General features: G+C 70.2%; 13 protein-coding genes and 1 pseudogene. 8 read left to right on the top strand and 6 right to left on the bottom strand.

Going from position 1 to position 17,049, the window contains the following annotated elements; all coding sequences use genetic code 11:
- Positions 1 to 198 precede the first annotated feature (198 nt).
- Positions 199 to 672 carry a pyridoxamine 5'-phosphate oxidase family protein gene (locus tag ABZ801_RS02010; RefSeq protein ID WP_360691532.1) on the bottom strand — a complete coding sequence of 158 codons (474 nt, stop codon included), beginning with the start codon at positions 670 to 672 and terminating at the stop codon, positions 199 to 201.
- Complete coding sequence (locus tag ABZ801_RS02005) at positions 672 to 2,153, bottom strand: MFS transporter (protein ID WP_360691529.1); 1,482 nt, start codon at positions 2,151 to 2,153, stop codon at positions 672 to 674. The genes ABZ801_RS02010 and ABZ801_RS02005 overlap by 1 nt, the downstream gene beginning before the upstream one ends.
- 124 nt (positions 2,154 to 2,277) lie before the next feature.
- Here ABZ801_RS02005 and ABZ801_RS02000 point away from each other — a divergent pair, with 124 nt between their 5' ends.
- A complete protein-coding gene (locus ABZ801_RS02000; RefSeq protein WP_360691526.1) occupies positions 2,278 to 2,766 on the top strand; it encodes a helix-turn-helix domain-containing protein in 489 nt (162 codons plus the stop codon).
- A 321-nt stretch (positions 2,767 to 3,087) separates the two neighbouring features.
- Complete coding sequence (locus ABZ801_RS01995) at positions 3,088 to 5,475, top strand: excinuclease ABC subunit UvrA (protein WP_360691524.1); 2,388 nt, start codon at positions 3,088 to 3,090, stop codon at positions 5,473 to 5,475.
- Between the two features lie 97 nt (positions 5,476 to 5,572).
- Here ABZ801_RS01995 and ABZ801_RS01990 read toward each other — a convergent pair whose 3' ends face one another.
- The 3 genes from ABZ801_RS01990 to ABZ801_RS01980 form a co-directional block, all read right to left on the bottom strand.
- On the bottom strand, positions 5,573 to 5,944 hold the full coding sequence (locus tag ABZ801_RS01990; protein WP_344941961.1) for a group 1 truncated hemoglobin: 372 nt from the start codon (positions 5,942 to 5,944) through the stop codon (positions 5,573 to 5,575).
- Between the two features lie 486 nt (positions 5,945 to 6,430).
- Entirely contained in the window at positions 6,431 to 9,970 is a 3,540-nt protein-coding gene (dnaE, locus tag ABZ801_RS01985) for a DNA polymerase III subunit alpha (RefSeq protein WP_360691520.1), read from the bottom strand.
- Positions 9,971 to 10,265: 295 nt separating this feature from the next.
- Positions 10,266 to 11,525, bottom strand: a complete 1,260-nt coding sequence (locus ABZ801_RS01980; protein ID WP_360691517.1) for an SGNH/GDSL hydrolase family protein — start codon at positions 11,523 to 11,525, stop codon at positions 10,266 to 10,268.
- 131 nt (positions 11,526 to 11,656) lie between these two features.
- On the opposite strand from ABZ801_RS01980, the gene ABZ801_RS01975 reads away from it, so the two are divergent.
- The 6 genes and pseudogenes from ABZ801_RS01975 to ABZ801_RS01950 all read left to right on the top strand — a co-directional run bounded on the left by ABZ801_RS01975 (position 11,657) and on the right by ABZ801_RS01950 (position 16,518).
- On the top strand, positions 11,657 to 12,274 hold the full coding sequence (locus ABZ801_RS01975) for a cupin domain-containing protein (RefSeq protein ID WP_360691514.1): 618 nt from the start codon (positions 11,657 to 11,659) through the stop codon (positions 12,272 to 12,274).
- Complete coding sequence (locus tag ABZ801_RS01970) at positions 12,271 to 12,573, top strand: AraC family transcriptional regulator (protein ID WP_360691511.1); 303 nt, start codon at positions 12,271 to 12,273, stop codon at positions 12,571 to 12,573. Before ABZ801_RS01975 ends, ABZ801_RS01970 begins: the two co-directional genes overlap by 4 nt.
- Positions 12,574 to 13,025: 452 nt before the next feature.
- On the top strand, positions 13,026 to 13,433 hold the full coding sequence (locus ABZ801_RS01965) for an alpha/beta fold hydrolase (protein ID WP_360691508.1): 408 nt from the start codon (positions 13,026 to 13,028) through the stop codon (positions 13,431 to 13,433).
- Positions 13,352 to 14,026 (top strand): alpha/beta hydrolase, encoded by a 675-nt coding sequence (locus ABZ801_RS01960; protein WP_360691505.1) that lies wholly within the window; start codon positions 13,352 to 13,354, stop codon positions 14,024 to 14,026. The genes ABZ801_RS01965 and ABZ801_RS01960 overlap by 82 nt, the downstream gene beginning before the upstream one ends.
- A gap of 24 nt (positions 14,027 to 14,050) precedes the next feature.
- Positions 14,051 to 15,025 (top strand): alpha/beta hydrolase, encoded by a 975-nt coding sequence (locus ABZ801_RS01955; RefSeq protein ID WP_360691502.1) that lies wholly within the window; start codon positions 14,051 to 14,053, stop codon positions 15,023 to 15,025.
- 166 nt (positions 15,026 to 15,191) lie between these two features.
- Positions 15,192 to 16,518: pseudogene (locus tag ABZ801_RS01950) on the top strand (MFS transporter).
- Between the two features lie 198 nt (positions 16,519 to 16,716).
- On the opposite strand, the gene ABZ801_RS01945 reads toward ABZ801_RS01950, so the two are convergent.
- Complete coding sequence (locus ABZ801_RS01945; RefSeq protein ID WP_360691499.1) at positions 16,717 to 16,887, bottom strand: hypothetical protein; 171 nt, start codon at positions 16,885 to 16,887, stop codon at positions 16,717 to 16,719.
- Positions 16,888 to 17,049 lie beyond the last annotated feature (162 nt).

Below are 17,049 nucleotides of genomic sequence, written 5' to 3'. Positions count from 1 at the left end.
GAACGAGGGGCCACGGCCATCCGGTCGTGGCCCCTGCCGCGCGTGGAAGGGTGCGTGTGGTCGGGCCGGGCGGGTAGCGAATCCGAAGCCGCCGGTCGGCGCCGTGGTGCAGCCGGGGGTGCCATGGCGGACGCGGTCTTGCTGTCAAGGGCGCGGCCGGTGGAGGGCGTTGGGTCCTCCACCGGCCGGTTCGCGTGCTCAGGACTGCCAGATGCGGCTGTGCAGGTCGGTGCCGCGGACTACCTGGACGCGCCACGGCTCCAGGCGCAGGACGTGGAACTGCGGGTCGGCGGGTCCCCGCCAGAAGTTGCCGCAGTCGTAGCCCGCGCCGGGCGGGCTGCCCTTGCGGTACAGGTCCCACACGCGCCGCTTGACGTCCGCGTCGTCGACCCATTCGGCGACCGTGTCGACGTACACGGCGTTCTGCCGGGGCGTCCAGTAGGAGAAGGTGGTGTGCGGGTTGTTCGCCAGGTGCGCCGCCTTCACCGGGGTCTTGTACGTGGCGAGCCAGCCGAGCGGCCGCCCGTCCACGACCTCCCAGACGGGGATCAGCACCCGGGCGCGCGGCCGTCCCTTCGCGTCGACCGTGGTCATGGTCGCGTACACGATGTCACCGATGTAGGAGTCGAAGACGTCGCGGATCGCGGCGAACGACGAGACTTTCGTGGCCATCAGGCGCTCCTTGTCAGCTGCTGCTCGGCGGGGGCGAGGGGAGTGTCGGCGGCGATCACGGCGCGGCGGCGGCGCAGGCCGGTGCCGATGGCGACCGTGCCCAGGACGGCCGCGACCACGGGCACGACCAGCGCGGTGCGGACGGCGTCCACCCCGGCGGCGGACGGGCCGCCCGCGTCACCGAGCGCGGCCACGTGCACGGCGGTGACGGCGGAGACGCCGAACGCGGCGCCGAACTGGAACGCGGTGTACAGCAGCCCGCCGGCCAGGCCCTGCTCGGACTCGTCGACGCCCTCGGTGGCGGCGATGGTGATCGGCCCGTACGCCAGCGCGAACGCCACCCCGATGAGGATCACCGACGGGAGCATGGCGGCGTAGGTCCAGTCCTGCTCCACCCGCAGGAACAGCACGTACGCCAGCGTGGCCAGCACGAACCCGCCGAAGATCACCCGGACGTTGCCGAACCTGCGGACCAGCACGGGCGTGAGCGTGGGCGCCAGCACCGCGTCCAGCCCGAGCAGCACCATGGCCAGCCCGGTCTCGATCGTCGACCAGCCCCGCACCTCCTGCAGGTACAGCGTCACCAGGAACTGGAAGCCGAAGAAGCCGCCGGTCAGCAGCAGCGCGGCCACGTTGGCCCGCACCAGCGGCGCCGACCGCAGCACGCCCGGACGCACCAGCGGCGCGGCGGCGCGTCGTTCGATCGCGGCGAAGGCGCCGAGCAGGGCCAGCCCGGCGGCGAACACGGCGATCGTCCAGCCCCACCCGTCGGCGGGGTGCTCCAGCCGGACCACCCCGTACACCAGCAGCAGCATCGACCCGGTCACGGTGACGGCCCCGGCCAGGTCGAAGTCGCCGAGGCCGCGCCGGGCCGTCCGGTCGTCGTCCAGCGCGCGCAGCACCGGGACGGCGACCAGCAGGATCAGCAGCGACAACGCGACCGGTGCGAAGAACACCCAGCGCCAGTGGACGGCGGTGAGCAGCCCGCCGACGACCAGGCCCAGCGAGAACCCGCCCGCGGCCGTCCCCGCGTAGACCAGCAGGGCGCGGTCGCGGACGGGCCCCTCGGCGAAGCCCGTGGTGATGAGCGACAGCCCGGCGGGGGCCATGAACCCGGCCGCCACGCCCGTGACGAAACGGGCCGTCAGCAGCATCCAGCCCTCGGTCGCCAGGCCGCCGAGACCGGAGAAGACGACGAAGACCGCAAGCCACCACAGGAACATGCGGCGGCGTCCCAGCAGGTCGGCGGCGCGCCCGCCGAGCAGCATGAAACCGCCGTAGCCGAGCACGTACGCGCTGACCACGCCGCTGAGCATGCCGGTCGACAGCCCGAGGTCGGCCCGGATGGACGGCAGCGCCACGTTCAGCATCGCGACGTCGATGCCCTCCAGGAAGATCGCGCCGCACAGCACGAACAGCAGGCCGAGCGCCCGCGCGTCCATGCGGTCCACCTGGCCGGGCGGCGACTGCGCTGTGGACATGAGGGGTCCCCCTTGAGACGGGGCAGGCCGGTTCCGCCGTGGCCGGGATGGGTGACGCCGGTTCCTGGCGAGCCTGCCGGTTCCTTCTTGTAACCGACAGCATCATCAGAGACCATGGCGGACTATGGAAGACGGAACTTCACGGTCCCTGAGTTACTGCGGGGATACCGACGCCGAGCACGAGGCCAGGCAGTGGGACACGCGCGCGGACTGCGAGGTCCGCCAGATCCTCGACCGCATCGCCGACAAGTGGTCGCTGCTCGTCATCGCGCTGCTCGACCAGTGCCCCATGCGCTTCACCGAGCTGCGCCGCGAGGTGGACGGCATCAGCCAGCGCATGCTCAGCAAGACGCTGCGCTGCCTGGAACGCGACGGCCTGGTCAGCCGCACGGTGCACGCCACCGTCCCGCCCCGCGTCGACTACGCCCTCACCCCCATGGGGCAGACCCTCCACGCCACCATCCGCCCCCTCGTCACCTGGACCGAGGAGCACCAGCGGCAGATCGCCGAGGCCCGCGACGCCTACGACCGGCGCGTCGCGGCCGAGAAGGAGACCGCCGCGCGGGAGGCGGCCGAACGCGACGCGATCGCCCGCCGCGTCCTGGCACGCTGAAAAACCGGGGGAGCTCGGTGCCGATCGGACCGATCAGGTTTCGAGAAGCGCCCGCGCCCGGGCGATGCCTAGCGTGAAGGCCATGGACGTCGCCATTCACGCAATAACGCTTTCACTCGACGTGATGAGCCTCGGTGTTCCCGAGGTGAAGGACGCGCAGCTCTGGAAGGTGACCGCCGCGTAACGTTCGGGCTCTCTGACCCGGTGGCCCGTCCAGGTCAGAGGGCTTCGGCCAGCAGGCGGAGCACCCGGCCGGAACGAGCCGAGGCGCTACCGCGACGGGAGAACCGAGGGCGGCCCCGCCCGTCAGATGGAGAGACGATGACCAAGGCCACGAGGACGGACACGCAGGCACCTGCGCCGCACGTCGCCGACAGCCACGACATGATCCGCGTGCAGGGCGCGCGCGAGAACAACCTGAAGGACGTCGACGTCGAGATCCCGAAGCGCCGGCTGACGGTGTTCACCGGGGTCTCCGGCTCGGGCAAGAGCTCGCTGGTGTTCGCGACGATCGCCGCGGAGTCGCAGCGGATGATCAACGAGACGTACAGCGCGTTCGTCCAGGGCTTCATGCCCACGATGGCGCGGCCGGACGTCGACGTCCTCGACGGGCTGACCACCGCGATCATCGTCGACCAGGAGCGGCTGGGCGCCAATCCGCGCTCCACCGTCGGCACCGTCACCGACGCGAACGCGCTGCTGCGCATCCTGTTCAGCCGGCTCGGGGAGCCGCACCTCGGCTCGCCGCAGTCGTTCTCCTTCAACGTCCCGTCGGTCCGGGCGGCCGGTTCGATCACCGTCGAGCGCGGCGCGAAGAAGGCCGAGAAGGTGGCCTTCACCCTGACCGGCGGCATGTGCCCGAACTGCGACGGGCGGGGCACGGTCTCCGACATCGACGTCACCCAGCTCTACGACGAGAACAAGTCGCTCACCGAGGGCGCGATCACCGTGCCCGGCTTCAAGGCGGGCGGCTGGTCGGTGCGCTTCTACACCGAGTCGGGCTTCTTCGACCCGGACAAGCCGATCCGCGAGTACACCGAGCAGGAGCTCCACGACTTCCTCTACCGGGAGCCGACCAAGGTCAAGATCTCGGGCACCAACATGACCTACGAGGGGCTGGCGGTCCAGGTCAGGAGGTCGTTCCTGACGAAGGACCGGGAGGCGATGCAGCCGCACATCCGGGCGTTCGTGGACCGGGCGGCCACCTTCACCGCCTGCCCGGAGTGCGACGGCACCCGGTTGAGCGCGCCGGCCCGGGCGTCGAAGATCAAGGGCGCCAACATCGCCGACCTGTGCGCGATGCAGATCAGCGACCTCGCCGAGTGGGTGCGGGAGCTGGACGAACCGTCGGTGGGGCCGCTGCTGACCACGCTGCAGCACACCCTGGACAAGTTCGTGGAGATCGGGCTGGGCTACCTCTCGCTCGACCGGCCGTCGGGCACGCTGTCCGGCGGCGAGGCGCAGCGCGTCAAGATGATCCGCCACCTCGGCTCCTCGCTCACCGACGTCACCTACGTCTTCGACGAGCCCACCGTCGGCCTGCACCCGCACGACATCCAGCGCATGAACAACCTGCTGCTGCAACTGCGGGACAAGGGGAACACCGTGCTCGTGGTCGAGCACAAGCCGGAGACGATCGCGATCGCCGACCACGTCGTGGACCTCGGTCCCGGCGCCGGCACCCACGGCGGCACCGTCTGCTTCGAGGGCACGGTCGACGGGCTGCGCGGCAGCGGCACCCTCACCGGCCGTCACCTGGACGACAGGGCCGCGCTCAAGGACCGGGTGCGCGAGCCGACCGGGAAGCTGGAGATCCGGGGGGCGAACGTCAACAACCTGCGGGACGTCGACGTCGACATCCCGCTCGGGGTGCTCGTCGTCGTCACCGGCGTCGCGGGCTCCGGCAAGAGCTCGCTCGTCCACGGCTCCATCCCCGCGGGCGCGGGCGTGGTGTCGGTCGACCAGACGGCGATCCGCGGCTCGCGCCGGAGCAACCCGGCCACCTACACCGGGCTGCTGGACCCGATCCGCAAGGCGTTCGCGAAGGCCAACGGCGTGAAGCCGGCGCTGTTCAGCGCCAACTCCGAGGGCGCCTGCCCCGCCTGCAACGGCGCCGGCGTCATCTACACCGACCTCGGCATGATGGAAGGCGTCTCGACCACCTGCGAGGAGTGCGAGGGCAGGCGGTTCCAGGCGTCGGTGCTGGAGTACCGCCTCGGCGGCCGGGACATCAGCGAGGTGCTGGCGATGCCGGTCGCCGACGCCGAGGAATTCTTCGGCGCGGGCGAGGCGCGCATCCCGGCCGCGCACGCCATCCTCGGCCGGCTGGTGGATGTCGGCCTCGGCTACCTCAGCCTCGGCCAGCCGCTGACGACGCTGTCCGGCGGCGAGCGGCAGCGGCTGAAGCTCGCCATGCACATGGGCGACGAGGGCGGCGTCTACGTGCTGGACGAGCCGACCACCGGCCTGCACCTGGCCGACGTCGAGCAACTGCTCGGCCTGCTCGACCGGCTGGTGGACGCGGGCAAGTCGGTCATCGTGATCGCGCACCACCAGGCGGTCATGGCCCACGCCGACTGGATCATCGACCTCGGTCCCGGCGCCGGCCACGACGGCGGCCGGATCGTCTTCCAGGGCACCCCCGCACAGCTCGTCGCCGACCGCTCCACGCTCACCGGCGAGCACCTCGCGGCGTACGTCGGCGCCTGAGCGGGGCCCGTCGGCCTTCCGCGGCCCTGTTCGACAGCCTCGCCGGGCAGTGGAACAGGGCCGGCGGTCTGCTCTCCGGGGCGGCGGCCGGGCGGGGTCAGCCGGCCTTCTGCTTCTCGACGGTGACGATGTCGGCGCGCAGCGGCGCGAGCTTCGCGCCGATCTCGCCGATGGTGTCGTCGGGGACCCCCAGCCCGCGCAGTGTCTCGACCAGGTGGCCGACGACGGCGTCGAAGTCCTCGTCGGAGATGTTCAGCGCCGCGTGGGCGGTGGCCATGTCGCGGCCCTTGTAGATCTCCGATCCGCCGATGGCGGCGGCGATGAACGACCGCTGGTGCGACTTCAGGCGGGCCAGGTCCGTGTCGGCGAAGAAGGGGGCGAGGTTCGGATCGTCGAGCAAGCGGGCGTAGAAGTCGTCCACCGCCGCCGCCACGGCCGCCGCGCCACCGATCGAGTCGTAGATGCTCAAGACCGGCCTCCCGTCTGTCTGGTCCGGAGTTCTCACGGCCGAACGTAGGGCGGTGACGTTTCGCGGCGGTTCCCGTCCCTGGACGGCGCCGCTACAAGACCCGCACAGCCGGTCACTGCCCGTTGTGATACCGCCACGTCAGGGCGCCGACCGAGCGGATCACCCCGAATCGGGCGCGGTGGCGGCATGGCAGGGGTGCCGCGCCGCCCGCCGACGGCAACGATCGAGAGGCGTTGACCTGAATACGGGTGATTCTCAATAAAGGCGTAGTTGAGTGGCATTTGGGGGCTTTGTCGCTGGGCATCCCCAGGGGCGTGGCGAATCTGGACCGTGGCGGCAGAAGGCCTCCGCTGAGGCGGAGGGCGATCGCCTCGCTCGGATCGCCGCTTGTAGTTGCGGCGGTGTTCAGCGCGGAGCGTCGGGCTCCTTCCGGTCAAGCCGGACGCTCCGCGTCCTCTGTGTCCGCCGCCGCGGCCCAACCGCCCGTCAGGAACGCGGGAGGGAACCGGCGCCCAGCAGCGACTTGATGTCGCTGTAGAACGCGGGGCCGGGGGCGACACGGAACCACGTGAGATCCAGCAGGACGCTCTTCGCCCCGTCCGGACGGGAATGCAGCAGCAGATGCACCGGGGAGTCACCGGGATGGGAGCCGAGGATCTGTTTCAGCTCCCTGACGAGCCGCTTCGTCACCCGGGGCTCGGCGAGCGAGATCACGACCGGTTTCCCGCCGCCGGAGACGTCCAGGAGCGTCACCTCGTCGGCGTAGACGCTCAAGGTCTCGTCCCGCACGTTGATCCGGCCGTGGACGGACACGACGCGGTCCTCGCCGAGCGCCTCCCCGTAGAGCTGGTAGCTCTTGGGGAAGACGAGGCACTCCACGCTCGCGTCGTGGTCTTCGAGCGTGACGATCGCCCACGGGCTGCCCTGCTTGGTGACCTTGCGCTGGAGCCCGGAGACGATGCCGCTGAGGCGGACCTCCCCGTCCGCGCGGCCGGACGCGAGCAGCTCGGCGATGGTGCGGTCGCGGTTGCTCGCCAGGACCGCCTCGGTGCCGTCGAGGGGATGGCCGGAGACGTAGAGGCCGAGCATTTCCCGCTCGTGCGCGAGAAGCGTCGCGGTGTCCCATTCCTCGTCCGGGACGGTGATTCGCAGGCCGTCGTCGGTGGACGATCCGAACAGCGAGTCCTGCCCGTACGCCTCGTTGCGCTTGACGTCGATGACCGCGTCCACGGCCTGTTCGTGGACGTCCACCAGGCCCTTGCGGCGATGTCCCAGCCCGTCGAACGCACCGGCCTTCGCCAGCGATTCCAGAACGCGTTTGTTGCACACCACCGGCGGCACCTTGGAGAGGAAGTCGGCGAAGTCGGTGTAGGGACCCTTTTCCCGCCGGGTGGTGACGATCGCGTCCACCACCCCGGAACCGACGTTGCGCACCGCGCCCAGGCCGAACCGGATGTCGTCCCCGACGGCGGCGAAGTCGAGCGCGCTGTGGTTGACGTCCGGGGGCAGCACCTTGATGCCCAGCCGGCGGCAGTCGGACAGGTAGACGGCCATCTTGTCCTTGTCGTCACCGACCGAGGTGAGCAGGGCCGCCATGTACTCGGCGGGGAAGTTCGCCTTGAGGTAGGCCGTCCAGTACGACACCAGGCCGTAACCGGCGGTGTGCGACTTGTTGAAGCCGTAACCGCTGAACGGCACCAGCACGTCCCAGACCGCCTGGACGGCCTCGGCGGAGTAGCCGCGTTCGCGCATTCCGGCGGAGAAGCGGTCCCATTCGGCGTCCAGGACGTCCTTCTTCTTTTTCCCCATCGCCCGGCGCAGCATGTCGGCGGCGCCGAGGGAGTATCCGGCGAGCCGCTGGGCGATGGCCATCACCTGCTCCTGGAACACCACCAGGTGGTAGGTGTCGCCGAGAATGGGCTCGAGAACCTCCTCCAGCTCTGGGTGGATCGGCTCGACCTGCTGCCTGCCGGTCTTGCGCAGCGCGTAGTTGACATGGGCGTTCATCTCCATCGGACCGGGCCGGTACAGCGCGTTCACGGCGGCGATGTCGGTGAACTTGGTCGGCCGCATCATCTTCAGCAGCGACCGCATTCCGGTGCCGTCCAGCTGGAAGACGCCCAGGGTGTCACCGCGCGCCAGCAGTTCGTAGGTCTTCGCGTCGTCCAGCGGCACGTCGTAGATGTCGATGTCGACGCCGCGGTTGGCCTTCACGCCCGCGACGGCGTCGCCGATGACGGTGAGGTTGCGCAGGCCGAGGAAGTCCATTTTCAGCAGGCCCATGTCCTCGGCCTGCGTGAACGGGAAACCGGTGACGACCGGGCCGTCCGCCTTCGGCCGCACGAGCGGCAGCACGTCGATCAGCGGCTCGGCCGACAGGATCACCCCGGCCGCGTGCACGCCCGTCCCCCGGGTGAGCCCCTCCACCCCGAGCGCGGTGTCGATGACCCGCCTGACGTCGGGTTCCTCCTGGTACATGCGGCGCAGCTCGGCGGCCTCCCCGTGGCGCGGATGCCGCTCGTCGTGCACGGCCGACAGCGGGATCTCCACACCGCCCGCGGCGGCCGGGAACGCCTTGGTGATGCGGTCGCCGAGCGCGTACGGGAGGCCCAGCACCCGGCAGGCGTCCTTCACCGCCGCCTTGGCCTTGATGGTGCCGAACGTGACGATCTGGCAGACCCGGTCCGCGCCGTACCGGCGGGTCACGTACTCGATCATCTCGTCCCGGCGCCGGTCGTCGAAGTCCAGGTCGACGTCGGGCATGGTGATGCGCTCGGGGTTGAGGAACCGCTCGAAGATGAGCCGGTGCTCGATCGGGTCGAGCTCGGTGATGCCGGTGCAGTAGGCGACCATCGAACCGGTCGCCGAGCCGCGCCCCGGGCCGAGGCCGATGCCGTTCTCGCGCGCGTACCGGCAGATGTCGGCGACGACCAGGAAATAGCCGGGGAACCCCATGTCCTCGATGACCGACAGTTCGTAGTCGATACGGTCGAGCACCTCCGTGGACGGCGCGCCCGCATACCGCCGGCGTGCCCCTTCCAGTGCCTGTCTGCGCAGCCAGGACGCCTCGGTCTCACCGTCCGGCACGGGAAACCTCGGCATCAGGTTCCGGTGGGCGAACACCTCCGCGTAGTCACCGACGCGTTCGGCGATGAGCAGCGTGTTGTCGCAGGCCCCCGGCACCTCGTCGTCCCAGAGCGCCCGCATCTCCCGCGGTGACTTGACGTGGTAGCCGGTACCGCTGAACCGGAACCGCGCGGTGTCAGCGAGCCGCTTCCCGGTGCCGATGCACAACAGCGCGTCGTGCGCCTCGGCCTGGTCCTCGGTGACGTAATGGGAATCGTTCGTGGCCAGGGGCGGCAGGTTCAGCTCCTTGCCGATTCTCAGCAGGTCCTTGCGGACGCGGCGTTCGATGGGAATGCCGTGGTCCATCAGTTCGAGGAAATAGTTGTCCGGGCCGAACATGTCCCGGTAACGCGCCGCGGCCTCGACCGCCTGCGCGTACTGCCCGAGCCGCAGCCGCGTCTGCACCTCGCCGGACGGGCAGCCGGTGGTGGCGATGAGACCGCGCCCGTGCTCGGCCAGCAGCTCGTCGTCCATGCGCGGGTACTTCTGGACGTGCCCTTCCAGCCAGGCCCGCGACTGCAACCGGAACAGGTTGCGCAACCCGTCCGCGTCGGCGGCCCACATCGTCATGTGCGTGTAGAGACCGCGGCCGGAGACGTCACCGCCCTTGCCCGTCACCTCGTCGGCCCGCCGCAACGCCGGATCGTCGCTCCAGAACACCGGCCCCCGGTGGTGCCGCGACTGCGGCGCGACATACGCCTCGATGCCGATGACCGGCTTCACCCCCGCCTTCCGGGCCGAGTGGTAGAACTCGTACGCCCCGTGCACGTTGCCGTGGTCGGTCATCGCGACGGCCGGCATCCCCTGGCGGGCGACCTCCTCCAGCAGCAGCCCGACCTTCGCCGCGCCGTCCAGCATGGAGTACTCCGTATGGACATGGAGGTGTGCGAACGAATCCACCCAGTCACTCCCCGCGGTCGTACGGACGTGGTCGGCGCCCGTATTCGACCTGTCAGGGAGCTGTGAAGTCCAACAAAAGACACTCCAGGAGGGCACAACCGAAGGTTGTAGAAGGAGGATTTCGCCGCGCGCCCCGCCACCCACACGCACTCGTCACCCCAAACACCGGCCCACCCGACGCCGCGGATCACCTCGCCCGGGCGCCCCGATCAGCCGATCGGGGTGGGCGGGTGCTGTGGGCGCCGGGGCCGGTGTTGGTCGACGGGGTGGTTTCTGCAGGTTCGATGTGTTTTGTTCAGGCGAGGTCGGCCAGGTCGATGGCGTCGGCCATGGCCCGGTATCCGGCGTCGTTGAGGTGCAGATGGTCGCCGGAGTCGAAGGCGGGGTCGAGCGTGTCCGGCGCGGAGGGAGAACGCAGCGCGCGGTCGAGGTCGACGACGGCGTCATAGGCGCCGGAGGTGCGGATCCAGGTGTTGATGGCGGTGCGTTTGCTCTCGCTGCGCAGGGTGGAGAACGCCGAGGGCTTGGCGGGCATCACCGTGGCTCCCACGGCCCGAAGGCCGGCGGCGTGGGCCTGCCGGATCATGTCACGGTACCCGGCGATGACCTCCTCGGCGGAGACGTCGGTGTACGGCGCGAAGGTCGGGAACGGGGACGCCTCGGCCACTTCGCTCATGCCGATGTCGTTGATGCCGAGCAGGATGATGACCGTTCCCACAGCCGGCTGGCCGAGGACGTCGCGGGCGAATCGTGCCGTGGCCCGGTCGCCGAACCATGCCGAGTCGACCGTCACCCGGTTGCCGCCGATGCCCTGGTTCAGCACGGCCCGCGGCCGGCCCGCGGCGGCCAGCCGTTCGGCGAGTGCGTCGGAGAAACGATTGTTGCCGTCCGGACTGCTTCCCGTGCCATCGGTGAGCGAGTCGCCGAACACGACGATGCCGGGCGGGAGCGCCGGGCCGCCGGTCACGTCGATCCCGCTCAGGTAGTACCAGGACTGCGAGGTCTCGGTGAACGCCGCGCCGCCGGTGTCGGCCCGGTGGTCCCGGGCGGATCGGTAGCTGGTCGCCAGTGCCTGTTCGTGATGGGTCGCCGGGCCGGTCGGGGCGGCCAGGTACAGCGTGACCGCCACCGAATCCAGGCCTGCCGCTTCGAACGGCACCGCGTCGGTGGCCTGTTCGGCGCCGGCCGCGATGGTGAACGTCTTCGACCCGTTGGCGGTGAGGTGCCGGAGGGTGTCCGCGTGGACGGCGGCGCCGCCCGCACTGAGGGCGACGGTGGCGCCGGCGATGACGAGCGGTTCGGTCCCGTAGGCGTTCGACAGCCGGACCCGGATCGTGTCGCCGCCGATGCTGAGCCGGACGACCTGGCGGACGGTCTGGTCCGCGAACCCCTGCTCGGACCAGTTCGGGGCGAAGCCCGTCCCCGGGCGCTGCGGTGAGGTGGTCCAGGCCGCGGTCCAGGCGCGGCCGGCCGCGACGGGATCGGAAGCCGTGGCAGGAACCGCGCCGGTCATCGTGACGGCCGAGCCGACCCGTCGATCGGAAGTGGAAGGCATAGATGTCTCTCCAGAAACAGGGGATGATCCATCGGCCACCCCACCGTAAAGTCCAGAGATCCGACGCCGAATATCCTGTCGTCTGAAATTAATGTCTGAGAGTCTGAAAATAGGTTTGCTACGGTATCGATATGGATGTTCTCGGCGATGTGCTCGCGGCCATGCGCGCGGGGAAGCCGTATGCGGGCCGTACCAGATGCTGGGAACCCTGGGGGGTGCGGTTTCCGGCCGACGACTCCGCCTGCTGCCACGTGGTCCTGCAGGGCGGATGCTGCTTGATCTCCGCACAGGGCGCACCGGTGACACTCGGTGTCGGCGACGTTCTCTTCACCGCACCGGGGCATGGGCACACCCTGGCGGACCGGCCCGGCAGCCCGCTGATCGACTTCCGCCCGTCCCGTGACGGAGCGCTGATCACAGAGCTGAACATCCCCGGTGAAGGCGCCGCCACAGAGATCCTCTGCGTCTGTTACAGCTTCGAGCGCCTCCGCCCGCACCCCCTGCTGAGCGACCTTCCCCCGGTGATCCACCTGCCCGCCCGGGTCGGACACCACCCCGCGCTCCGCGCCACCATCGACCTCATGGGCGACGAACTGCAGCGACCTCGCGTCGGCACCGAGGCGATCCTGGCCCCGCTGATCGACATGCTCCTGCTGTACGTCCTGCGCGCCTGGATCGACGAGCAGTCCGGCCACGCCGGCGCCGGCTGGGCCGCCGCGCGACCGACACGGTCATCGCCTCCGCGTTGAACCACATCCACCAACGGCCCGAACATCCCTGGACGATCGAAGAACTGGCCGCCAGGGCCGGCGTGTCGCGCGCGACGTTCGCCAAGCGGTTCACCACGGTCCTCGGACAGCCGCCCATGAGCTATCTCACCTGGTGGCGCATGACGGTCGCGGCCCGGCTCCTGCGCGGAACCGATGCCTCGCTCCAGACCGTCGCCGAACGCTGCGGGTACGGCTCCGAATACGCATTCGCCAAGGCGTTCAAACGCGAGTACGGCGTTCCCCCGGGCCGATACCGGCGGCAACTGCAGAAGCCCTGACCCGAGAGGACCCCCCAGGGCAGAGCCTGCCTGTTCCATAGGCGAGGACCTCGACACCTTCACCGCCCGTTTCGAGAGCGCCGGATTCACCGGCGGGGTGAACTGCTGCCCGCGACTGGGCACTGCTCGTCCGCTGACGTCACGGCCGGGGGCTCCAGTCCGTCCGGCGTGGGGCGGGCTGCCCGGCGCGCATGGCCGGGAGCACGTCACCGAGAACGTCCGTATCGAGACTCTTCAGTCCACTGTGAAGACGTTCGAACAAGAAGTATGGACGCTGAGATATTCATCGTCTTTCGCGGTGGTCTTATGTTTTCGCAGTAGATCGACGGTGTCCGGGGCAGGTGGCGGGCCGGTCCCTGAGGTGTCCCAGCCCTTTCGCGGATGCCGTCGGCCTCCGCCGTGCCGGTCCGCACGAGATTCCGTCAACAAGCATGCGCAAGGGAGAGTTCCGCATGGGAACGGATACGACCGAGATCGTGCACCGTACCGTTGAGGTGAACGGCCTGCGGATGCACCTTGCCGAGAGCGGGACCGGGCCGTTGGTGCTGTTGCTGCACGGCTTCCCCGAATCCTGGTACTCCTGGCGGCACCAGATTCCCGCGCTGGCCGCCGCCGGATACCACGCGGTGGCTCCGGACCTGCGCGGGTACGGCCGCACCGGCAGGCCCGCGGACATCGCCGACTACACCTACCTGCACCTGGTCGGCGACGTCGTCGGCCTGATGGACGTGCTCGGCGAGGAGCAGGCGGTGGTGGTCGGCCACGACTGGGGGCGGGCGTGGCCTGGCACACCGCGCTGCTGCGTCCCGACCGGGTACGCGCGGTGGCCGGGCTCAGCGTCCCCTACGAGCCCCGCGTAGGCGGCGGCCTGGTCGGGGGAGCGCCGTCGGGGCCCGCCCCCGTGGAGGGCATGCGCCGGCTCATCGGCAACGGCTTCTACATGGTCTATTTCCAGCAGCCCGGCATCGCCGACGAAGAGCTGAGCCGGGACCCGCGCACCACCCTGCGGCGCCTGCTCTACAGCGCCTCGGGCGACGGGAACAGCTGGCAGATCGTCATCCCTGAAGGCAAGGGCTTCCTGGACACCGTGACCGAGCCGGACGAACTGCCCGGCTGGCTGACCGAGGACGACCTGGACGTCATGGCCGCCGACTTCGGGAACGCCGGCTTCACCGGCGCCCTGAACCTCTACCGCAACATCGACCGCAACTGGGACCTGCTGAGGGCCTGGCACGGTGCCCCGGTGCTCCCGCCCGCGCTCTACGTGGTGGGCGACCGCGACGACGTTTACACCATGACCACCGCCACGGGCGCGGACCTGACCGAGCTGGTACGGGCGTCGACTCCGAACCTGCGGGAGGTGGTCGTGCTGCCCGGGTGCGGCCACTGGACCCAGCAGGAACGCCCCGCCGAGGTCAACACCGCGCTGATCGACTTCCTGCGATCCGTCTGATCGAAACCGAAGGGAACAGACGTCATGGAGATCGTTCACCGTACTGTCGACGTGAACGGCCTGCGGATGCACCTTGCCGAGAGCGGGACCGGGCCGCTGGTGCTGCTGCTGCACGGCTGGCCGGAGACCTGGTACTCCTGGCGGCACCAGATTTCCGCGCTGGCCGCGGCCGGATATCACGTGGTGGCCCCTGACCAGCGTGGATACGGCGACACCGACGTCCCCGAGGCCGTCGAGGACTACACCATCGAGCACCTGACGGACGATGTCACCGGGCTGATGGACGTGCTGGGAGAGGACAAGGCGTTCGTCATCGGCCACGACTGGGGCGCGCTCGTCTCGTGGGAACTGGCCAAGAGGCGTCCCGAACGCGTCGAGGCGGTGGCCGCGCTGAGCATCCCGGATCGCTTCGCCTATCCGCTCGACCCGGCGGTCACCCCGACCGCCGGGTGGCGCGCGGCGCTGGGCGACGCCTTCTACATCGTGCATTTCCAGCAGCCGGATGTCGCCGACGCGGCGTTCGCGGCGGCTCTGCGGCAGGACCCGCTGGGGCTGGTGCGCCGGCTGCTGTACAGCGGGTCGGGCGACGGGCCGGGGTGGAGCGGGATGGTCCCCGACGGCGGCACGATCGTCGACTCCCTGCTGGAGGAGCCGGAGACGCTCCCCGCCTGGGTGACCGAGCAGGACGTCAAGACCTACGCCGCGCAGTTCGAACGCTCCGGCTTCACCGGTGGCCTGAACTGGTACCGCAACTTCGACCGCAACTGGGAGCTGTCGGCACCGTGGCGGTCGAACCCGGTGCAGGCGCCCGCCCTGTTCGTGGTCGGCGGACAGGAGGCCTTCGCGATCCCGGCGAACCAGGAGCTGATCACCGGCGCGTCCGGTTCCGTCCCCCACCTGCGCCGGACGGTGGTCCTGCCCGGCTGCGGCCACTGGGTCCAGCAGGAACGTCCCGACGAGGTCAACGCCGTACTGATCGACTTCCTGAACTCGCTCTGACAGCTGCCGAACCGAAGAACCCGGGGGCGCGCCCCACGCGCCGCACCTGCCCGACCGCACGCCGAACCGGTGCGCGCCCCCGGTGCGGCCGGACCGGCGGCAGTTCGCGACGGGCGACGGACCCGACCGGCGACGGTCCTAACGACCTTCCAGGAAGAACTCAACCGTGAACACATCCGCCCGACCGCGGCCGGCGCTCGTGCTGCTCGCGCTGTCCCAGTTCGTCATCGCCGTCGACTACAACATCGTCTACGTGGCCCTGCCCGACATCGGCCGCGAGCTCGGCTTCACCGCGCAGTCCCTGCAATGGGTGGTCAGCGCCTACCTCGTCGGCCTGGGCGGCTTCCTGCTGCTGGGCGGCCGGGCCGTCGACCGGTTCGGACAGCGGCGAATGTTCATGCTCGGTCTCGCCCTCTACGGTGTTTCGTCCCTGGCCGGCGGCCTGGCCGGGGACCAGGCGACGCTCGTGGCCGCTGGGCGTTTGGGGAACGGTAGGAGGTTCCGGTCTGGCGGCCGGTGCGTTGCTGGGCGGCGTGCTCACCAACGGGCTGGGCTGGGAATGGGTCTTCTTCGTCAACGTGCCCCTGACCGTGGGGGCGGCAGTGGCAGCGCCACGAGTGCTCGCCGCCGACCGGCCGCGCGGTGACAGGGAAGGATTCGACCTGCCGGGTGCTCTCATCGCCACGCTGGGTGCCTTGCTGTTGGTGTTCGGCTTGGTCAGCGGGCCGGAACGGGGCTGGGGTTCGCTCGGCGGCGCGGGGGCGTTGATCGCCGGGGTGACGCTGGTGGGGGTGTTCCTCCTCGTCGAGGGACGCATCCGCGATCCGCTGCTGCCGCCGCGGCTGCTCAGGCACCGCAGCCTGGTCACGGCCATGGCGGTGATGTTCCTCGTCCTGGGCTCGGTGAGCGGGCAGTTCTACGTGTTCACCGTCTACCTGCAAGGCGTGCTCGGCTACGACGCGCTCCAGGCGGGCCTGGCGTTCCTGCCGCTGACCCTGATCTCCATGCTGTCCAGCGAGCGGCTGGTCGCCAGGTTGCTCGACCGGTGGGGCCTGCGCGTCACGCTCGCGATCGGGGTGTTCCTGCACGGCGCCGGAATGATCGTGTTCGCGTTCGGGATCACCGGCGGCGGTTCCTTCTGGACGCTCCTGCCGGGCATCGTCATCTGGGGCGTCGGCGGCTTCGGCTTCCCGGCCATGTTCGTGGCCGCCGCCTCCGGTGTCGACCCCGCCGAGCAGGGCGTCGCCTCCGGCCTGGCCAACACCACCCTCCAGATCGGCGGCGCCGTCGGCCTGGCCTGCATCGTCGCCATCGCCGGCACCGGCACGGAAACGGCCACCACCACGGCCGACACGATCGATGGGCTGCGTACCGCCGGATGGGCGGCCGGACTGGCCATGATCGCCGCAGCCGTCATCGCGGCCACGCTCAAGCAGTCCAGGGCGACGGTCGCGGTGCAGGCCACCAGAGAGCCGAGCAAACAGAACGTCTGAGCCGATCCCCGCGCGGCATCCCCACCGTGACCCGGCCAGAGCCCCACCGGTTCGTGCCGGCGGTGGCCGGGGTGTTGGAGCGGGCTGGGTGCGGTGCCAGGACGTACGAGGGCGGGTGCTTCTTCGGTGACCGGGGCTGAGCGGCCCGCCGGCGGGGTTCCACGGCTACCGGCGCGTGGACGGCGGGTCGTCCCGATCTCACATCGTCATCCCGATCGCGACCGCGATGATCGCGACGAGGGCCACGACGGCGACGACGCCGGCGATGAGGCCGACGTTCACCTTGGCGGCCTTGTCCGGCTGCCCCTGCTGCTGGAAGTTCTGGAACTGCTGCGTCGACCCTGCCGGATCGTTGGGTGTCTGCGACATGCGGATGAGGATACGGATGATTTCAGTGTGATTCAGGTTGAATGACCTGAACGGTCTTGCTCCGTCCGGTGCCCGCCGCCCCCGACCGGGGCGTCACCAGCCGGTCCGTCGCGCCTGCAAAGCCCGTGAACTCACCTCGGGCTTGGCGCTATCGTGGGGGCT

The organism is Actinomadura sp. NPDC047616 (genome assembly GCF_040642915.1).
Classification (GTDB): Bacteria; Actinomycetota; Actinomycetes; order Streptosporangiales; family Streptosporangiaceae; genus Spirillospora; species Spirillospora miaoliensis.
The sequence above is the reverse complement of the archived record's forward strand: the minus strand, read 5'-3'. Positions and strand labels throughout refer to the sequence as shown.

Bases quoted from the DNA above. Each gene is read 5' to 3' on its own strand.
- ABZ801_RS02010 (WP_360691532.1), bottom strand. From the start codon at position 672: ATGGCCACGAAAGTCTCGTCGTTCGCCGCGATCCGCGACGTCTTCGAC.
- ABZ801_RS02005 (WP_360691529.1), bottom strand. From the start codon at position 2,153: ATGTCCACAGCGCAGTCGCCGCCCGGCCAGGTGGACCGCATGGACGCG.
- ABZ801_RS02000 (WP_360691526.1), top strand. From the start codon at position 2,278: ATGGAAGACGGAACTTCACGGTCCCTGAGTTACTGCGGGGATACCGAC.
- ABZ801_RS01995 (WP_360691524.1), top strand. From the start codon at position 3,088: ATGACCAAGGCCACGAGGACGGACACGCAGGCACCTGCGCCGCACGTC.
- ABZ801_RS01980 (WP_360691517.1), bottom strand. From the start codon at position 11,525: ATGCCTTCCACTTCCGATCGACGGGTCGGCTCGGCCGTCACGATGACC.
- ABZ801_RS01975 (WP_360691514.1), top strand. From the start codon at position 11,657: ATGGATGTTCTCGGCGATGTGCTCGCGGCCATGCGCGCGGGGAAGCCG.
- ABZ801_RS01965 (WP_360691508.1), top strand. From the start codon at position 13,026: ATGGGAACGGATACGACCGAGATCGTGCACCGTACCGTTGAGGTGAAC.
- ABZ801_RS01955 (WP_360691502.1), top strand. From the start codon at position 14,051: ATGGAGATCGTTCACCGTACTGTCGACGTGAACGGCCTGCGGATGCAC.
- ABZ801_RS01945 (WP_360691499.1), bottom strand. From the start codon at position 16,887: ATGTCGCAGACACCCAACGATCCGGCAGGGTCGACGCAGCAGTTCCAG.